Origin of the sequence: Pseudomonas sp. Snoq117.2 (assembly GCF_900110545.1) — a bacterium.
Lineage (GTDB): Bacteria > Pseudomonadota > Gammaproteobacteria > Pseudomonadales > Pseudomonadaceae > Chryseomonas > Chryseomonas benzopyrenica.
On the sequence record NZ_FOED01000017.1, the window covers coordinates 52390 to 66892 of the forward strand.

Genomic DNA, 14503 nt, shown 5'->3' on the forward strand with positions numbered 1-14503 from the left:
CTGACGCTGTTCGCCCTGGTGGCCGCCTGGCGCGAGCGCGGCGCCTTCCGCCTGGGCATGCCCCTGGCCGCGGCAGCCTTGGCGCAATGGCTGCTGGTGGTGCTGGCGCTGGATCCGATGCAGGCGCTGCGCTACGACACCCGGGCCTTCGTCACCCGCCTGGAAAGCCTGCGCCAGGGGGAGCCCGGGCAACTGGTGTTCCTTGGCCTGGGCCAGGACACCAAGGCCTTTCGCTACCTGATGAATCTGGACTACGACGTGCCCCTGCCGACCTTCCTCGATATCGGCCAGGCGGCGCAGCTCGCCCAGGTCACCCGACCCGCCTATGTGCTGCTCGACGCCGACAGCCAGCCCGCTCTGGCCGGCACCCCGCTGGCCAACCGCCGACCGGTGCTGGAAGGGCGCTTCAACGACAACCGCTGGCAGGCCTACTACCTGCCCTGAGGCCGCTGTGATGACCGATTCTCCCGATGTCCTGCGTCGCCGGCTGTGCCTGGCGCTGGCCGGTCTGCCGCTGTTGGCCGCGTGCAAGCCGACCCAGCGCTATGGCCTGCCAGAGCACCGCGCCCACTGGTTCGAGCGCCACAGCTTCACGCCGCTCAGGCCATTGCCGTCGCGTACCAGTTTTGTCCTGGGCGTGCTGCCCGATACTCAGTACTACAGCGAGAACAACCACGAGATGCAGCCCAACGGTCGGCGCATAGAGCGTTATGGTCACCTGGGCTATCCGCCGGCGCTGGCCTTTCATGCCCAGACCCATTGGCTGGCGCACAATGCCGCGGCGTTGAACCTGCCCTTCGTGGTGCATCTGGGCGATCTGGTGGAAAACGCCGAGCAGCGTGGCGAATGGGCCTTGGCCAGTCACGCCATGGCACGGCTGGAGCAAGCGGGGGTGCCCTACAGCGTTATGACCGGCGACCATGATGTCGTCGAGCTCTACACCGAGGATCGCCTGCGCGACGGTCGCGAACTTTTCACCCAGTACTTCGGCCGCGAGCGAGCGGCGCGCCAGGCTACCTTCATCGAACGCGATGTCACCGGCCTCAACGAGGCCCATCGTTTTTCGGCCCTGGGGCAGGGCTTCCTGCTGCTGACCCTGGACTGGTGCCCCTCGGACCAGAGTCTGGACTGGGCCCAGGGGATGCTGGATCGCTATCCGCACCTGCCGACCATCCTGGCCTCGCACAACATCGTCGACCTGATGAACGGCCAGGCCGTGCTTTCCAACCGCCGCAACGACACCGGGGTGCGGCTATGGCATCGGCTGATCCGCCGCAACGATCAGATCTTTCTGACCCTCAACGGCCACAACCACGGCAGCGGTCATCTGCGGCTGACCAATGACCTGGGCCATCCGGTGGATCTGCTACTGATCAACTACCAGACCGAATACGCCGGCGGCAACGGCCTGCTGCGGCTGCTGGAACTGGACCTGGCGCGGGGCCGGCTGGAGGCCTTCACCTATTCGCCCTGGGTCGCCTATCGCCAGCAGAGCGGCGATCTGCCGGTGCGGCTGGGCAGCGATCCGCGCGACACCTATTCCGCCGAGGTGCTGGCGCCCCTGGCCTCGCCGCAGTTCGACAACAGATTCGTGCTCGAGGTGGATTTCGCCACACGCTTCGCCGGCTTTGGCGGCTATACCGCGCAGTTGCCGGCGGTGGCGGAAGAGGGCGTGCTGGCGCGGCTGCGTCAGCAGTTGGGGATCACCTAGGAGCCTGCTCAAAGGCTGCTGCGCGTCGGCCAAACGGCGTTGAAAATGGCTTCGGGATGCTCATTTACTATTTGTAAATTCCGCTTCCTCAGCCATTTTCGCCTTGTTTGTCTCTAGCTCGCGAGCCTTTGAGCAGGCTCTGAAAGGTCAGGCGGCTAACAGCCAGCCACCGGCCACGGCAGTGGCGACGCCGGCGAGTCGCACCAGCGGCGTGGCCGCCTGGGGCAGGTAGCGCACCACGGCATAGCCCAGGCCATGCAGGGTGGCGGTGGCGGCGACGAAGCCCAAGGCATAGGCCCAGGGATTGCCCATTTCCGGCAATTCCAGACCATGGGCCACGCCGTGGAACAGGGCGAAGGCGGCGGTCAGGCCGACGGCTGCGGCTACCGGCGGACGGGCGGCCAGGGCCACCAGCAGGCCCAGAGCCAGCACCGAGGCGGCGATGCCGGTCTCCAGCAAGGGCAGCTCCAACCCGGCAAAGCCCAGCAGACCGCCGATCAGCATGGTGCCGACAAAGGCGCAGGGCAGCGCCAGGCGCGCCTTGCCCTGCTGCTGGGCGGCCCAGAGGCCCACGGCCAGCATGGCCAGCAGGTGGTCGAGACCGGTCAGGGGGTGTAGCACCCCGGCGGCCAGGCCGTTCTCGGCGTGACCCGGATGGGCGAAAGCCAGGGCCGGGGCGAGCAGCAGGGCGGCGGTGGCGAGGATCTTGGCGTGTCTCATGGGAGCTCCTTGGGGGGTGAAATCCTGGGTTCAGGCAGCGGTCAGCAGACCCTGCTTCTCGATGAAGGCGATGATCTCTTCCAGGCCCAGACCGGTCTTCTGGTTGCTGAAGACGAAGGGCTTGTCGCCACGCATCTTGCGGGTGTCGCGGTCCATCACCTCCAGGGAGGCGCCGACCTGCTCGGCCAGATCGATCTTGTTGATCACCAGCAGATCCGACTTGCAGATGCCAGGGCCGCCCTTGCGCGGCAGCTTGTCGCCGGCCGAGACGTCGATGACGTAGAGGGTCAGGTCGGACAGCTCGGGGCTGAAGGTGGCGGAGAGGTTGTCGCCCCCAGATTCCACCAGGATCAGGTCCAGACCGGGGAAGCGGCGATTGAGCTGGTCAACTGCCTCCAGATTGATGGAGGCGTCTTCGCGGATGGCGGTGTGCGGACAGCCGCCGGTCTCCACGCCGAGGATGCGTTCGGGCGCCAGGGCTTCGTTGCGCACCAGGAAATCGGCGTCCTCGCGGGTGTAGATGTCGTTGGTCACCACCGCCAGGTTATAGCGCTCGCGCAGGGCGCGGCAGAGGGCCAGGGTGAGGGCGGTCTTGCCGGAGCCGACCGGACCGCCGATACCGACGCGCAGGGGTTGGGTAGTCATCAGGGGATCTCCTAGGAACGGAACAGGCGGCTGTACTGCCGCTCGTGGGCCATGCTGCTGAGGGCCAGGCCGAAGGGGGCGCCGCCCCAGGTCGCTTCGGGCAGCTCGGCGGCCTGCTCGGCCGTGGCGGCCAGGGTCGGCAGCAGAAGGGAGGTGAGGCGCTGGGCGGCTTGCTGGCCCAGCGGCAGGGTTTTCATCAGTACCGCCAGCTGATTCTCCAGCCAGGTCCACAGCCAGGCGTCCAGGGCGGCCCGGGGGGCGATCGCCCAGGCCCGGGCGGCCAGCGCCCAACCCAGGGCGAAGGTCGGGGTCAGCTCGGCGAGCAGGCGGCGGCTGGCGTCATCCAGCTCCGGCAGGCCGAGCAGCAGCTGCGCCAGGGAATAGCCGGTCTGGCGACTTTCCAGCTGGAATTCCGCGGTCTCGCGACTGGCGCGGTGACGCTCGGCCAGTTCGCCCAGGCGCATCCAGTCGCCGGCCGCCGCAGCTTCGCAGTGGGCCAGCAGCAGCGGCGCCTCGAAGCGCGCCAGATTGAGTTCGAGACTGTCGCGCAGCCAGACCTCGGCCTCCGCCGCGCTGCGGATCAGGCCGCTGTCGATGGCCAGTTCCAGTCCCTGGGAATAGCTGTAGCCGCCAATGGGCAACTGGGGACTGGCCAGGCGCAGCAGCGCGAACGGCGCATTCACGTGCGCACGCCGAAGTGGTGCAGCTTGGGCGCGTAGTTGAAGCCTTCCTCGCCATGGTGCGAGTGATGGTGGCCGCCACCGTAGGCGCCATGCTCGGGCTGGAAGCCGGCTTCGATCTCGCTGACCTGGGCGCCGAGCTGCTCCAGCATGGCCTTGAGCACATAGTCGTCCAGCAGCCGCAGCCAGCCATCACCGATCTGCAGGGCGACGTGGCGATTGCCCAGGTGGTAGGCGGCGCGGGTCAGCTCGAAGGCACTGGCGCAGGTCACGTGCAGCAGTTTTTCCGGCCGGGCTACGACCCGCACGATGCGGCCGTCGCGGGCTTCGAGGCAGTCGCCATCGGCCAGCGGCGGTTGCCCGCGTTCGAGAAACAGGCCGATGTCTTCGCCGGCACTGGTGGTGGCTCTGAGGCGACTCTTGCTGCGGGCGTCGTAGGTGAGGTGGAGTTCGGCGTCCCAGGTATCCCGGGGCGCGCAGCGGCGTTGGACGACCAGCATGGCAGGACTCTTGGCAGTTTTGCCCAGCTCTACAGCAAGGGGCCTGCCAAGGCGCGCAAGTCGCCTGGTTATGGGGCGCCGGAAGTTGACCTGGCGTTCAGGTTGCTCTTATTTGGTGCGCCATTGCGTCGGCCAGCAAGGCAACGCCCTCTTTTGGGGCGTTGATGCGTTCGCCGCGTCGCCAGTGCTTGCTGCCGATCAGGATCAGCTTGAGCTGCTGCACCATCTTCGCCGCCGGCCACAGCGGCGGCGGTGTGGTCAGCGGCGGCGGATCGATCAACTCCGGCAGGGTGGCGAACACCGTCTTCACCACCAGGTCGGCCAGGACATCGATCTGCGACGGACTCAGGTGCGGCAGCCGACCCAGGGCGAGCAGGTCCCGGGCCAGGTCCTGGGTGATGCGCTGGCGCAACTCGGCGATGGCCTGGCGCACGGCCTGGGAGCCGCCGTATTGCTCGCGGGCGAGAAAGAGGAACTGATCGCGGTTGTCGCCCACGGCGCCGAGAAAGATCTCCACCGAGGCCTCGATCATGCCGCGCTGCTGCAATTCGTGATGACGCACCTGGCGCAGGGCGTCGCGAAAGGTGTCGCCCACCTCGGCCACCAGGGCCAGGCCGAAGGTTTCCATGTCGCTGAAGTGGCGATAGAAGCCCGCCGGGACGATGCCGGCCTGGCGACTCACCTCGCGCAGGCTGAGACTGCCGAAGCCGCGGCCGCTGTTCATCAGCAGGCGCGCCGATTCCAGCAGCGCCTGGCGCGTTTGCAGCTTCTGCTGGGCACGGATCGACATGGGAGGCTCCGAAAGACAAGGCGGCACTGTAGCAAAGGATGCCCCTGCTGACTCCAAGGGTTTTCCGTGACTGCCGGGTGGTAGGCTCTGGCCCGAGCCTTGCCTTGAGAGCGTCATGAATCTCGACAACCGTATCAAGTTTCGCCACCTGCTGTGCTTTCTGGAGATCGCCCAGCAGCGCAGCTTTGCCAAGGCCGCCGATGCCATCGCCGTGTCCCAGCCGGCCATTTCCAAGACCATCCGCGAACTCGAGGAGATTCTCGAGGTGCGCCTGTTCGAGCGCGGCAAGGGCGAGGTGACCCTGACCGAAGCAGGCCTGCTGTTCCTGCGCCATGCCGGTCCCTGCGTCCAGGCCCTGCGCGAGGGAATGCAACTGGTGCGCGGCGGCGAGGCCGGCGGCCTGGTGCGGGTCGGAGTGCTGTCGACGGTGGAAAGCCAGGTGCTGCCCGAGGTCCTGGCGCGGCTGCACGAGCGGCACCGGCAATTGATCGTCAACGTCGCCACCGGCCCCAGTGCCTATCTGCTGGGCCAGCTGCGTGTCGGCGATCTGGATCTGGTGGTCGGGCGCATGACCGACAGCCCCGACATCCACGGCCTCGACTTCGAGCACCTCTATACCGAGGCCTTGACCCTGGTGGTCCGACCGGGGCATTCGCTGAGTCAGGCCCTGCCGGCGGACCTGGCGACCCTGGCGCGCTATCCCCTGGTGCTGCCCTTGCCCGGTACCACCATCCGCCGCCACGCCGAGAGTCTCTTCGTCCAGTGCGGCATCCCGCTCAGCCCCCAGCGCCTGGAAACCCTGTCGCCGACCCTCAGCCGCCAGTATGTCCGTCAGAGCGAGGCCCTGTGGATCGCCCCGCTGGATGCGGTACGCCGCGACCTGGCCAGCGGCGAGCTGGTCGAGGTGGAGCTTGGCGTCCGCGAAGCCGGCGGCTCGGTCGGTATCTGCCGCAATGGCAGCGTGGCCCTGTCGCTGGCCACCCAGAGATTCTGCGACGTCTTGCGCGAGGTGGCCGGCGAGTTGAGCCATAACCACTAGGTTATGGGGAAGGGCGCAGCTTTCAATTCAGTCAGGCGGCGCGCTGGGCCACACTGGGATCAGCCAGCCCTTGGCTTCGATCCTTCCGTGGAACATTCCAATGCATAACAAGCCCCACGACGTTCGTTACGTCGCCCGTGATCGCACCTGGCATCCCCAGGCCTATACGCCCGCCTACAAATCCTCGATTCCCCGCTCGCCGCGCCAGGCGCTGGTCAGTCTGCAGCACCAGACTGTGTCCGAGCGCAGCGGCCCGGACTTCTCGCGGCTGCCCCTGGGGCCCCACGACAACGACCTGCTGCTCAACTTCGGCACCGGCCAGTTGCCCCAGGGTGAACGCATCATCCTGTTCGGCACCCTGCGTGACCAGTTCGGCAAGCCGGTGCCCAATTCCCTGGTGGAGATCTGGCAGGCCAACGCCGGGGGCCGCTACCGGCACAAGAACGACGTCTACCTGGCGCCGCTTGACCCCAACTTCGGTGGCGTCGGCCGCACCCGCACCGACAGCCAGGGCAACTACGTCTTCCGTACCGTCCGCCCGGGTCCTTATCCCTGGCGCAACGGCAGCGACGACTGGCGCCCGGCGCACATTCACGTCTCGGTCATGGGCCCGGCCATCGCCACCCGGCTGATCACCCAGCTCTATTTCGAGGGCGATCCGCTGATCCCGCTGTGCCCCATCGTCAAGTCCATCGCCGATCCCGATGCCGTGCAGACCCTCATCGCCCGCCTGGACATGAGCATGGCCAATCCCATGGACTGCCTGGCCTATCGCTTCGACATCGTCACCCGCGGCGCGCGGCAGACGTTCTTCGAACACCACTGAGGACGCCGACATGATCCCCAACCGCCACGACCTGCTGCCGGAAACGCCCTCCCAGACCGCCGGCCCCTACGTGCACATCGGCCTGGCCCTGGCCGCCGCCGGCAACCCCACCCGCGAGGTCGAAATCTGGAACCAGCTGGCCAAGCCCGGCGCCCCGGGCGAGCACATCCTGCTCACCGGCCAGGTGTTCGACGGCAATGGCAACCTGGTGCGCGACTCCTTCCTGGAGTTCTGGCAGGCCGATCACCAGGGTCAGTACGATCCGATCTACGACGTGGAGAAGGCCTTCAACGGCTTCGGCCGCACCGCCACCACCTTCGATGCCGGTGACTGGACGCTGCACACCATCAAGCCCGGCCAGGTCGCCGACCAGCGTGGCCAGCCCATGGCGCCGCACATCAACGTCACCCTGTTCGCCCGCGGCATCAACATCCACCTGCAGACGCGCCTCTACTTCGACGACGAAGCCGAGGCCAATGCCCGCTGCCCGGTCTACAACCTGCCGGAACCGGAGCGCCGACCGACTCTGCTGGCGCGCCGTTGCGAGATCGATGGCCGCTTGGCCTATCGCTTCGACATCCACCTGCAGGGTCCGCAGGAAACCGTCTTCTTCGATATGTAGCGTGCAGACAGCAAAAAGCCCTGCCAAGGCAGGGCTTTTTCATGGGCACGATCCGCAGGTCAGATGCGGTAGGTGGTCTTGGTCATGACCTTGGACATCAGGCTCATGCCGTATTTGACCGGTGTGGGAAAGCGCCAGCCACCAGCCGCCAGGGCGTGCTCGGCATGCTGTTCCTCGTCGATGCGCATCTGCTCAAGCACCGCCCGCGACTTGGCGTCGGCTGCCGGCAGCTTTTCCAGGTGCTCATCCAGATGGCGGCAGACCTGATCCTCGGTGGCGGCGACGAAGCCCAGGCTCAGGCGATCGCTGATCAATCCGGCACCTGCGCCGATCCCGAAGGACAGACCATAGAACAGCGGATTGAGCAGGCTGGGACGCTCACCCAGGGCGCGGATGCGCTGCTCGCACCAGGCTAGGTGGTCGATCTCCTCGTCCGCCGCGCGCTCCATCTCTTCCCGGACTTCCGGCAACTTGGCGGTCAGCGCCTGGCCCTGGTACAGGGCCTGAGCGCAGACCTCGCCGGTGTGGTTGATGCGCATGAGACCGGCCGCATGACGCCGCTCCTCGTCGCTCAGCTCGGCATCCTTGAGCGGAATGGCCGGCGAGCTGCGGGTGGGAGCGCCACTGAAGGGCGTCAGGGTACGCAAGGCGGTATCCGCCTGGATCAGCAGTCGATCGAGGGGGGAGTAGAGGCGCTTGGATCTCAAGGTGATCTCCTTGGCGGGCGAAGGGAGGACAGAATGTGGCTCAGCCCGGAGGCCAGGTCATCTGCCGCTTGCCCAGCACATGCATATGGATGTGATAGACCGTCTGACCACCCAAGGCGTTGCAATTCATCGCCACGCGGAAGCCTTCCTCGCAGCCCTGCTCCTGCGCCAGGCGCTGGGCGGTGAAGAGGATATGGCCGGCGAGCTGCTTGTCGTCGGCCTCGCTGAGGTCGTGCAGGGTCGCGATGTGCTTCTTGGGGATGACCAGAAAGTGCACGGGCGCTTGCGGGGCGATGTCATGGAAGGCCATGACCAGATCGTCCTCGTAGAGCACCTTGGCCGGAATGTCTCCGGCGACGATCTTGCAGAACAGACAATCCACGTCGATCTCCTCCTGGCTGAATAGCGTCCAAGTGTACCAGCGGCTGTGCCCTGGGGTCAGGTGCCGCCGGCGGGATCACCCTTACGCGGGTTGAAAGAGTTTGCCGATCCGCACCGCGGCCGCACGCACCAGGGCGCGGGGCAAGAGGCGCGGCAACAGGCTGCCCAGGCGATTGCGCCAGCCCGGCACAATCACCGCCTGGCGCCGCTCCAGTCCACGCACCGCGGCCAGGGCCACCTCCTCGGCGGACATCAGCAGCTTGCCCTGCTCCATGCGCCCGGTGTGCAGCCCGGCATTCTTGAAGAAGGCGGTACGGGTCGGCCCAGGGCAGAGCACCGACACCGACACCCCGCGCTTCTTGAGTTCTTCGCGCAGGCCCTCGGAAAAGTGCAGGACATAGGCCTTGGTCGCCGCATAGCTGCTCATGTAGGGAATCGGCTGGAAAGCCGCGGTCGAGGCGACGTTGAGGATCTGGCCGCCGCCCTGGATCGCCATGTGCTGGCCCAGGGCATGGCACAGCCGGGTGAGCGCCAGGATGTTCAGCTCCAGCTGCTCCTGCACCCGCGGCCAGTCGGCGGCGAGAAAATCCCCGCCGCTGCCGATCCCGGCGCAGTTGACCAGCAGGCCGATGGCTCTCTCGCTCTGCTCCAGCTCGTGCAGCAGACCGGTCAGGTGCAGCGGCTCCGCCAGGTCGCAGACCCGGTACAGCACCTCCACGTCGAAGCGCTGGGCCAGTTCGGCGGCGATGCTCTCCAGCTTGTCCTTGCGCCGCGCCAGCAGGATCAGCGGCTGGCCCCGCCGCGCCAGGGCCTCGGCCAGGGCCAGACCGATCCCGCACGAGGCACCGGTTACCAGGGCATAACGCTGCATACTGCTTTCTCCAGGAAACGCCGGTCGCCGGCGGATTCGCCGTGGACCTAGTAGGGTTTGACCACCACCAGGATGACGATGGCGATGAGCACCAGTACCGGCACCTCGTTGAACCAGCGATAGAACACATGGCTGCGCTTGTTCTCGCCGCGCTCGAAACGCTTGCGCATGGCGCCGCAGACATGGTGATAACCGATCAGCACCACCACCAGCGCCAGCTTGGTGTGCATCCAGCCCTGCGTCATCCAGCTCGGATTGATCAGCAGCAGGCCGATGCCGAACACCAGCGTGAGGATCATCGCCGGCAGCATGATGCCGCGGTACAGCTTGCGCTCCATCAGGCAGAAGCGCTCGTGGCTCACGGCGTCGCTGCTCTGGGCGTGATAGACGAACAGGCGCGGCAGATAGAACAGGCCGGCGAACCAGCAGACCAGGGCAATCAGGTGGAAGGCTTTCAACCAAAGATAGAGCATCGGGGCGTTCTCCTTATCAGGCGGCGCGATATTAGAGTGGCGCCGACGGCAAGTCATTCACTCCAGTCATCTCGGCCAGCCTCCCGTGGTCGCCCAATAGTTGACCCTTTTGCTCGGGCAAGCGGATAATTTCCTGACTGAATTGTGTTCGGCGCAAGCCGGGAGACTACGGCAATGACCATTGAAACCTTCACCCCGACCCCCCTGCAGTTCACCCTGGGCGCGGCCAGCAAGGTGAAGAACCTGATCGAGGAAGAGGGCAATCCCCGCCTGAAGCTGCGCGTCTTCGTCACGGGTGGCGGCTGCTCGGGCTTCCAGTACGGCTTCACCTTCGATGAAGATTCCGCCGACGACGACACCGTCATCGAGCGCGATGGCGTGCATCTGGTGGTGGATCCCATGAGCTTCCAGTACCTGGCCGGCGCCGAGGTGGACTACCAGGAAGGCCTGGAAGGCTCGCGCTTCGTCATCAAGAACCCCAATGCCGCCACCACCTGCGGCTGCGGTCAGTCCTTCTCCATCTGACCTGAGCCGCGCCCGGCCTAGTGTGGGTAGAGTGCACCCAGGACCCGGAGCCCGCTGGCTCCGGTGACCTCAGGGCAATTGCCGGGTAGCCGTTTGCAGAAGCGCTGGGCCAGCCAGGCAAAGGCCATGGCTTCCAGCCAGTCCGGCGAGACGTCATAGGCCGCAGTGCTCTGCACCCTGGCTGGCGCCAGTTGCCGCGCCAGACGCGCCATCAGATCCTGATTGTGCGCCCCGCCGCCACAGACCAGCACCTCGTCCACCGCCTGGGTGGCCAGGATGCTGTCGGCTATGCTGCGAGCGCTCAGCTCGGCCAAGGTGGCCTGGACATCCGTCGGATCCAGCGCCTCATGCTGGGCGAGCTGTCCCTGTAGCCAGGGCAGATTGAAGTGCTCGCGCCCGGTGCTCTTTGGTCCGCTCTTCATGAAGAAGGGATCGCTCAGCAGCCGTTGCAGCAGCGCCGGCACGACCTGTCCCTGCGCCGCCCAGGCGCCATCAGCATCGAAGAGCTGCCCCTGGCTATGGTGGATCCAGGCATCCAGCAGCACGTTGCCCGGTCCGCAATCGAAGCCCCGTACCGGCAGCCCCGGCGCCAGCAGGGTCACGTTGCTGAAGCCACCGATGTTGAGCACCGCGCGTGGGCGATCCAGGCCGAAGAGATCTGCATGAAAGGCCGGGACCAGCGGCGCGCCTTGACCACCGGCGGCCAGGTCGCGGCGGCGGAAGTCGGCGACCACATCGATACCGCTCAACTCGGCCAGCAGGGCGGCATCGCCGATCTGCAGGGTGTAGCCCTGTGCCGGCAGATGGCGGATGGTCTGGCCGTGGCTGCCCACGGCGCGGATATCCGCGGAGGTCAGTCCCTGCTGGGCCAGCAGCTCGGCGATACCCTGGGCGGCCAGCCTGACCCAGGCCTGTTCGGCCCGGGCGATGCGCTCGATCTCGTTGTCGCCGGGCGCACAGAGCGCCAGCAGCTCGCGGCGTAGCGTGTCCGGCATGGGCATGCCTACGGCGGCGACGAAACGGGTCCGCTCGTCCTGTTCGATCAGGGCAATATCCAGTCCATCCAGACTGGTGCCGGACATCACCCCCAGGTAGCGCTCCATCTCAGCGCTTGTTCATCGCGAGCAGAGAGGCGCGCTCCTGGTCCATGCGGGCCATGAGCGGCTGGCTCTGGGCCAGGAAGCGCGAGATCTCGTTCTTGGCGATGGGATCGGCCATGGGCAGCTTCACCCCGAGCGGATCAACGTGGTTGCCGTTGATGCGGAATTCATAGTGCAGATGCGGGCCGGTCGCCAGCCCCGTCATGCCCACGTAGCCGATCACCTGGCCCTGCTTGACCGAGGCGCCGGCCTGCATGCCCTTGGCGATCCGGCTCATGTGCCCATAGACCGTGGTGTAGGTCTTGCCGTGCTGGATCATCACCACGTTGCCGTAGCCATTCTCGCGACCGGCCTTGGCGATCTTGCCATCGCCGGTGGCATGAATCGGCGTGCCCGTGGGCGCGGCATAGTCGACGCCCTTGTGCGCGCGCATCTTGTTCAGCACCGGGTGGAAGCGGCCCATGGTGAAGCGCGAGCTGATCCGCGAGAACTCCACCGGGGTACGGATGAAGGCCTTGCGCATGCTGCCGCCTTCCGCCGTGTAGTAATTAGTGGTGCCGTTCTTGGCGGTGTAGCGCACGGCCGTATAGGCCTTGCCCTTGTTGACGAAGCGCGCGGCCAGGATGTTGCCGTAGCCGACGTGCTTGCCGTTGACCACCTTGTCCTCGTACACCACCTCGAATTCGTCGCCTTCCTGGATGTCCAGCGCGAAGTCGATGTCGTAGCCGAAGATGGTTGCCAGCGCCATGGTCATGTCGTGGGACAGCCCGGCCTTCTGCGCCGAAGCGAACAACGAGCTGCTGATCCGGCCCTGGGCATAGGCCCGGCGGATGTCCGGGGTGACGGTCTTGTGCTCGACCTCGTAGCCCTGGTCGGACTTGACCAGCGACAGGGTCTGCAGCGCGGTGAGCTTGGTGCGTACCGCCAGCAGGTCGCCGGCGTGATCACGCTGGAATTCGATCTTCTGACCCACCCGCAGGCGGGTCAGCTTCTTGGCTTCCTTGCTGCTGGCCAGTACCTCGTGCACCACGGCGGCGGCCAGGCCGGCCCGCTCGAACAGCGTCGAAAGGGTATCGCCCTTGCGCACGGTTTCGGTCTTCCACTGCGGCTCGACGCTTTCGGTGGCGGCGACCTCTTCTTCTTCGGCAGGGGCTTCCTCGGCAGTCTGCGCCTCCGCCTGATCCGCAGAGACCTGGGCGAAGGGGGAGGTGGTCTGGGTGTCCGCGACCTGAGTATCTGCGAGCACTTGCTCCTTCAGGTCATCCTGACCCTGCACGACGCGCTGGGCGTCCTGTTCAACATCCAAGCTGATGGAAGTACGTTTCGCCTCGACCTGCTGAGAGGGAAACACGAGCAAGGCCAGACTCAAGAGCGCGGCCACCCCGCTGGCGGCCACGAGGTGGCTTTTGGGGTAGAACGGGCTTTTGGTAATTGGCTTCGTCATTTAGCTAAAGTGATGATCTGACGTTAAAAGAAGTGAATAACTGCCTAAAATATAATCAAAAGCTGGCTGTCACAACCCTTTGGGGTGGTCGATCCGACGTGTTGGCTGGCGGCTGCTAGGGGCATCTTGATAAGGTTCACGCTTTCGAAATTCAGAGGCGAAGCCCCCATGAAAACGGTCCAGGAGCAGCTGGCGGTCATCAAGCGTGGAGCAGATGAGCTGCTCGTCGAGTCAGAGCTTGTAACAAAACTGGAGCGCGGCACCCCGCTGCGCATCAAGGCAGGCTTCGATCCGACCGCTCCGGATCTGCACCTTGGCCACACCGTGCTGATCAACAAGCTGCGCCAGTTCCAGGAGTTGGGCCATCAGGTTATCTTCCTGATCGGCGACTTCACCGGCATGATCGGCGATCCCAGTGGCAAGAGCGCCACCCGCCCGCCGCTGACCCGGGAACAGGTGCTGGAGAATGCCGAGACCTACAAGGCCCAGGTATTCAAGATCCTCGACCCGGCGCGTACCGAAGTGGCCTTCAACGCCACCTGGATGGATCAGCTGTCGCCGGCCGACTTCATTCGCCTCTCTTCCCAGTACACCGTGGCGCGCATGCTCGAGCGCGACGACTTCAGCAAGCGTTACGCCGGCAATCAGCCCATCGCCATCCACGAGTTCCTCTATCCCCTGGTCCAGGGCTATGACTCCGTCGCCCTGCGCGCCGATGTCGAGCTGGGCGGTACCGACCAGAAGTTCAACCTGCTCATGGGGCGCGAACTGCAGCGCGCCTACGGCCAGGAAGCCCAGTGCATCCTGACCATGCCGCTGCTCGAAGGCCTGGATGGCGTCAAGAAGATGTCCAAGTCCCTGGGCAACTATGTAGGTATCCAGGAAGCGCCGGGGGTCATGTACAACAAGCTGGTGTCCATTCCCGACACCCTCATGTGGCGCTACTTCGAACTGCTCAGCTTCCGCAGCCTGGAGGAAATCGCCCAGTTCCGCAGCGATGTGGAGCAGGGCGCCAATCCCCGCGACATCAAGATCAAGCTGGCCGAAGAGATCGTGGCCCGCTTCCATGGGGAAGAAGCCGCCCAGACGGCCCATCGCTCCGCAGGCAACCGCATGAAGGATGGCGAGCTGCCGGAAGACCTGCCGGACGTCGAGCTGGAAACCGATGCCGCCTTGCCGGTCGCGGCCGTCCTCAACAAGGCCGGGCTGGTGAAGAACGCTGCGGCAGCCCGCGACCTGCTGGCCGCAGGTAGCGTCAAGGTGGATGGCGAGGTGGTCGATCGCGGCTTCCTGTTCGAGATCGGCCGTACCTATATATGTCAGGCCGGCAAGAAGGCTTTTGCCCGCATCAGCGTCCGTCAGCAATAAAATCGAAATAACCTGTTGACGCCCTCCAGAAGTCGCCTATAATGCGCCCCACTTCCGGCGCAGACGCTGAAGCGGCTTGAAAATCAAGCACTTAGGTCTGA

The 14503-nt window shown here is 65.7% G+C and carries 18 protein-coding genes; 7 read left to right on the top strand and 11 right to left on the bottom strand.

Features of this window, described 5'->3' with window-relative positions; translation table 11 throughout:
* Window positions 1-18 precede the first annotated feature (18 nt).
* Complete coding sequence (locus BMZ43_RS26990; RefSeq protein WP_256563213.1) at window positions 19-444, top strand: hypothetical protein; 426 nt, start codon at window positions 19-21, stop codon at window positions 442-444.
* 10 nt (window positions 445-454) lie between these two features.
* Window positions 455-1711, top strand: a complete 1257-nt coding sequence (locus BMZ43_RS23480) for a metallophosphoesterase family protein (RefSeq protein ID WP_093257150.1) — start codon at window positions 455-457, stop codon at window positions 1709-1711.
* A gap of 147 nt (window positions 1712-1858) precedes the next feature.
* On the opposite strand, the gene BMZ43_RS23485 is transcribed toward BMZ43_RS23480, so the two are convergent.
* The 5 genes from BMZ43_RS23485 to BMZ43_RS23505 form a co-directional block, all read right to left on the bottom strand.
* Window positions 1859-2431, bottom strand: a complete 573-nt coding sequence (locus BMZ43_RS23485; protein WP_064308138.1) for a HupE/UreJ family protein — start codon at window positions 2429-2431, stop codon at window positions 1859-1861.
* 30 nt (window positions 2432-2461) lie between these two features.
* Window positions 2462-3076, bottom strand: a complete 615-nt coding sequence (gene ureG / locus BMZ43_RS23490) for an urease accessory protein UreG (protein ID WP_007162627.1) — start codon at window positions 3074-3076, stop codon at window positions 2462-2464.
* An 11-nt stretch (window positions 3077-3087) separates the two neighbouring features.
* Entirely contained in the window at window positions 3088-3759 is a 672-nt protein-coding gene (locus BMZ43_RS23495; protein WP_064308139.1) for an urease accessory protein UreF, read from the bottom strand.
* On the bottom strand, window positions 3756-4256 hold the full coding sequence (gene ureE, locus BMZ43_RS23500; RefSeq protein ID WP_017642991.1) for an urease accessory protein UreE: 501 nt from the start codon (window positions 4254-4256) through the stop codon (window positions 3756-3758). The genes BMZ43_RS23495 and ureE overlap by 4 nt, the downstream gene beginning before the upstream one ends.
* A gap of 97 nt (window positions 4257-4353) precedes the next feature.
* A complete protein-coding gene (locus BMZ43_RS23505; RefSeq protein ID WP_093257154.1) occupies window positions 4354-5046 on the bottom strand; it encodes a TetR family transcriptional regulator in 693 nt (230 codons plus the stop codon).
* Window positions 5047-5161: 115 nt separating this feature from the next.
* Here BMZ43_RS23505 and pcaQ point away from each other — a divergent pair, with 115 nt between their 5' ends.
* From pcaQ to pcaG, 3 genes are all read left to right on the top strand, one after another.
* Window positions 5162-6085: a pca operon transcription factor PcaQ gene (pcaQ, locus tag BMZ43_RS23510; RefSeq protein WP_093257159.1), complete on the top strand. Its 924-nt coding sequence runs from the start codon at window positions 5162-5164 to the stop codon at window positions 6083-6085.
* A gap of 100 nt (window positions 6086-6185) precedes the next feature.
* Window positions 6186-6911 carry a protocatechuate 3,4-dioxygenase subunit beta gene (gene pcaH / locus BMZ43_RS23515; RefSeq protein ID WP_093257164.1) on the top strand — a complete coding sequence of 242 codons (726 nt, stop codon included), beginning with the start codon at window positions 6186-6188 and terminating at the stop codon, window positions 6909-6911.
* Window positions 6912-6921: 10 nt separating this feature from the next.
* Window positions 6922-7533 carry a protocatechuate 3,4-dioxygenase subunit alpha gene (gene pcaG, locus BMZ43_RS23520; protein ID WP_093257168.1) on the top strand — a complete coding sequence of 204 codons (612 nt, stop codon included), beginning with the start codon at window positions 6922-6924 and terminating at the stop codon, window positions 7531-7533.
* A 59-nt stretch (window positions 7534-7592) separates the two neighbouring features.
* Here the strand turns inward: pcaG and coq7 are convergent, their stop codons facing one another.
* The 4 genes from coq7 to hemJ form a co-directional block, all read right to left on the bottom strand.
* Window positions 7593-8240, bottom strand: a complete 648-nt coding sequence (coq7, locus tag BMZ43_RS23525; protein ID WP_093257171.1) for a 2-polyprenyl-3-methyl-6-methoxy-1,4-benzoquinone monooxygenase — start codon at window positions 8238-8240, stop codon at window positions 7593-7595.
* A 40-nt stretch (window positions 8241-8280) separates the two neighbouring features.
* Complete coding sequence (locus tag BMZ43_RS23530) at window positions 8281-8622, bottom strand: histidine triad nucleotide-binding protein (protein ID WP_093257174.1); 342 nt, start codon at window positions 8620-8622, stop codon at window positions 8281-8283.
* Between the two features lie 81 nt (window positions 8623-8703).
* The gene (locus BMZ43_RS23535) at window positions 8704-9492 is read right to left on the bottom strand and encodes an SDR family NAD(P)-dependent oxidoreductase (RefSeq protein ID WP_017642984.1); all 789 of its coding nucleotides are present in this window, start codon (window positions 9490-9492) and stop codon (window positions 8704-8706) included.
* A 47-nt stretch (window positions 9493-9539) separates the two neighbouring features.
* A complete protein-coding gene (hemJ, locus tag BMZ43_RS23540; RefSeq protein WP_017642983.1) occupies window positions 9540-9965 on the bottom strand; it encodes a protoporphyrinogen oxidase HemJ in 426 nt (141 codons plus the stop codon).
* Window positions 9966-10139: 174 nt separating this feature from the next.
* Here hemJ and erpA point away from each other — a divergent pair, with 174 nt between their 5' ends.
* Entirely contained in the window at window positions 10140-10490 is a 351-nt protein-coding gene (gene erpA, locus BMZ43_RS23545) for an iron-sulfur cluster insertion protein ErpA (protein WP_007162616.1), read from the top strand.
* Window positions 10491-10507: 17 nt separating this feature from the next.
* On the opposite strand, the gene BMZ43_RS23550 is transcribed toward erpA, so the two are convergent.
* A complete protein-coding gene (locus BMZ43_RS23550) occupies window positions 10508-11593 on the bottom strand; it encodes an anhydro-N-acetylmuramic acid kinase (protein WP_093257177.1) in 1086 nt (361 codons plus the stop codon).
* 1 nt (window position 11594) lies between these two features.
* A complete protein-coding gene (locus tag BMZ43_RS23555) occupies window positions 11595-13034 on the bottom strand; it encodes a peptidoglycan DD-metalloendopeptidase family protein (RefSeq protein WP_026084084.1) in 1440 nt (479 codons plus the stop codon).
* A gap of 168 nt (window positions 13035-13202) precedes the next feature.
* Between BMZ43_RS23555 and tyrS the strand changes: the two genes are divergently transcribed.
* Window positions 13203-14402, top strand: coding sequence for a tyrosine--tRNA ligase (gene tyrS, locus BMZ43_RS23560; protein WP_064308146.1), 1200 nt, complete (start codon window positions 13203-13205; stop codon window positions 14400-14402).
* Window positions 14403-14503 lie beyond the last annotated feature (101 nt).

Excerpts from the sequence above, each read along its gene's own strand:
- BMZ43_RS23480 (WP_093257150.1), top strand. The coding sequence starts at position 455 with ATGACCGATTCTCCCGATGTCCTGCGTCGCCGGCTGTGCCTGGCGCTG.
- BMZ43_RS23485 (WP_064308138.1), bottom strand. The coding sequence starts at position 2,431 with ATGAGACACGCCAAGATCCTCGCCACCGCCGCCCTGCTGCTCGCCCCG.
- ureG (WP_007162627.1), bottom strand. The coding sequence starts at position 3,076 with ATGACTACCCAACCCCTGCGCGTCGGTATCGGCGGTCCGGTCGGCTCC.
- ureE (WP_017642991.1), bottom strand. The coding sequence starts at position 4,256 with ATGCTGGTCGTCCAACGCCGCTGCGCGCCCCGGGATACCTGGGACGCC.
- BMZ43_RS23505 (WP_093257154.1), bottom strand. The coding sequence starts at position 5,046 with ATGTCGATCCGTGCCCAGCAGAAGCTGCAAACGCGCCAGGCGCTGCTG.
- pcaQ (WP_093257159.1), top strand. The coding sequence starts at position 5,162 with ATGAATCTCGACAACCGTATCAAGTTTCGCCACCTGCTGTGCTTTCTG.
- pcaH (WP_093257164.1), top strand. The coding sequence starts at position 6,186 with ATGCATAACAAGCCCCACGACGTTCGTTACGTCGCCCGTGATCGCACC.
- pcaG (WP_093257168.1), top strand. The coding sequence starts at position 6,922 with ATGATCCCCAACCGCCACGACCTGCTGCCGGAAACGCCCTCCCAGACC.
- BMZ43_RS23535 (WP_017642984.1), bottom strand. The coding sequence starts at position 9,492 with ATGCAGCGTTATGCCCTGGTAACCGGTGCCTCGTGCGGGATCGGTCTG.
- hemJ (WP_017642983.1), bottom strand. The coding sequence starts at position 9,965 with ATGCTCTATCTTTGGTTGAAAGCCTTCCACCTGATTGCCCTGGTCTGC.
- erpA (WP_007162616.1), top strand. The coding sequence starts at position 10,140 with ATGACCATTGAAACCTTCACCCCGACCCCCCTGCAGTTCACCCTGGGC.
- BMZ43_RS23550 (WP_093257177.1), bottom strand. The coding sequence starts at position 11,593 with ATGGAGCGCTACCTGGGGGTGATGTCCGGCACCAGTCTGGATGGACTG.
- BMZ43_RS23555 (WP_026084084.1), bottom strand. The coding sequence starts at position 13,034 with ATGACGAAGCCAATTACCAAAAGCCCGTTCTACCCCAAAAGCCACCTC.
- tyrS (WP_064308146.1), top strand. The coding sequence starts at position 13,203 with ATGAAAACGGTCCAGGAGCAGCTGGCGGTCATCAAGCGTGGAGCAGAT.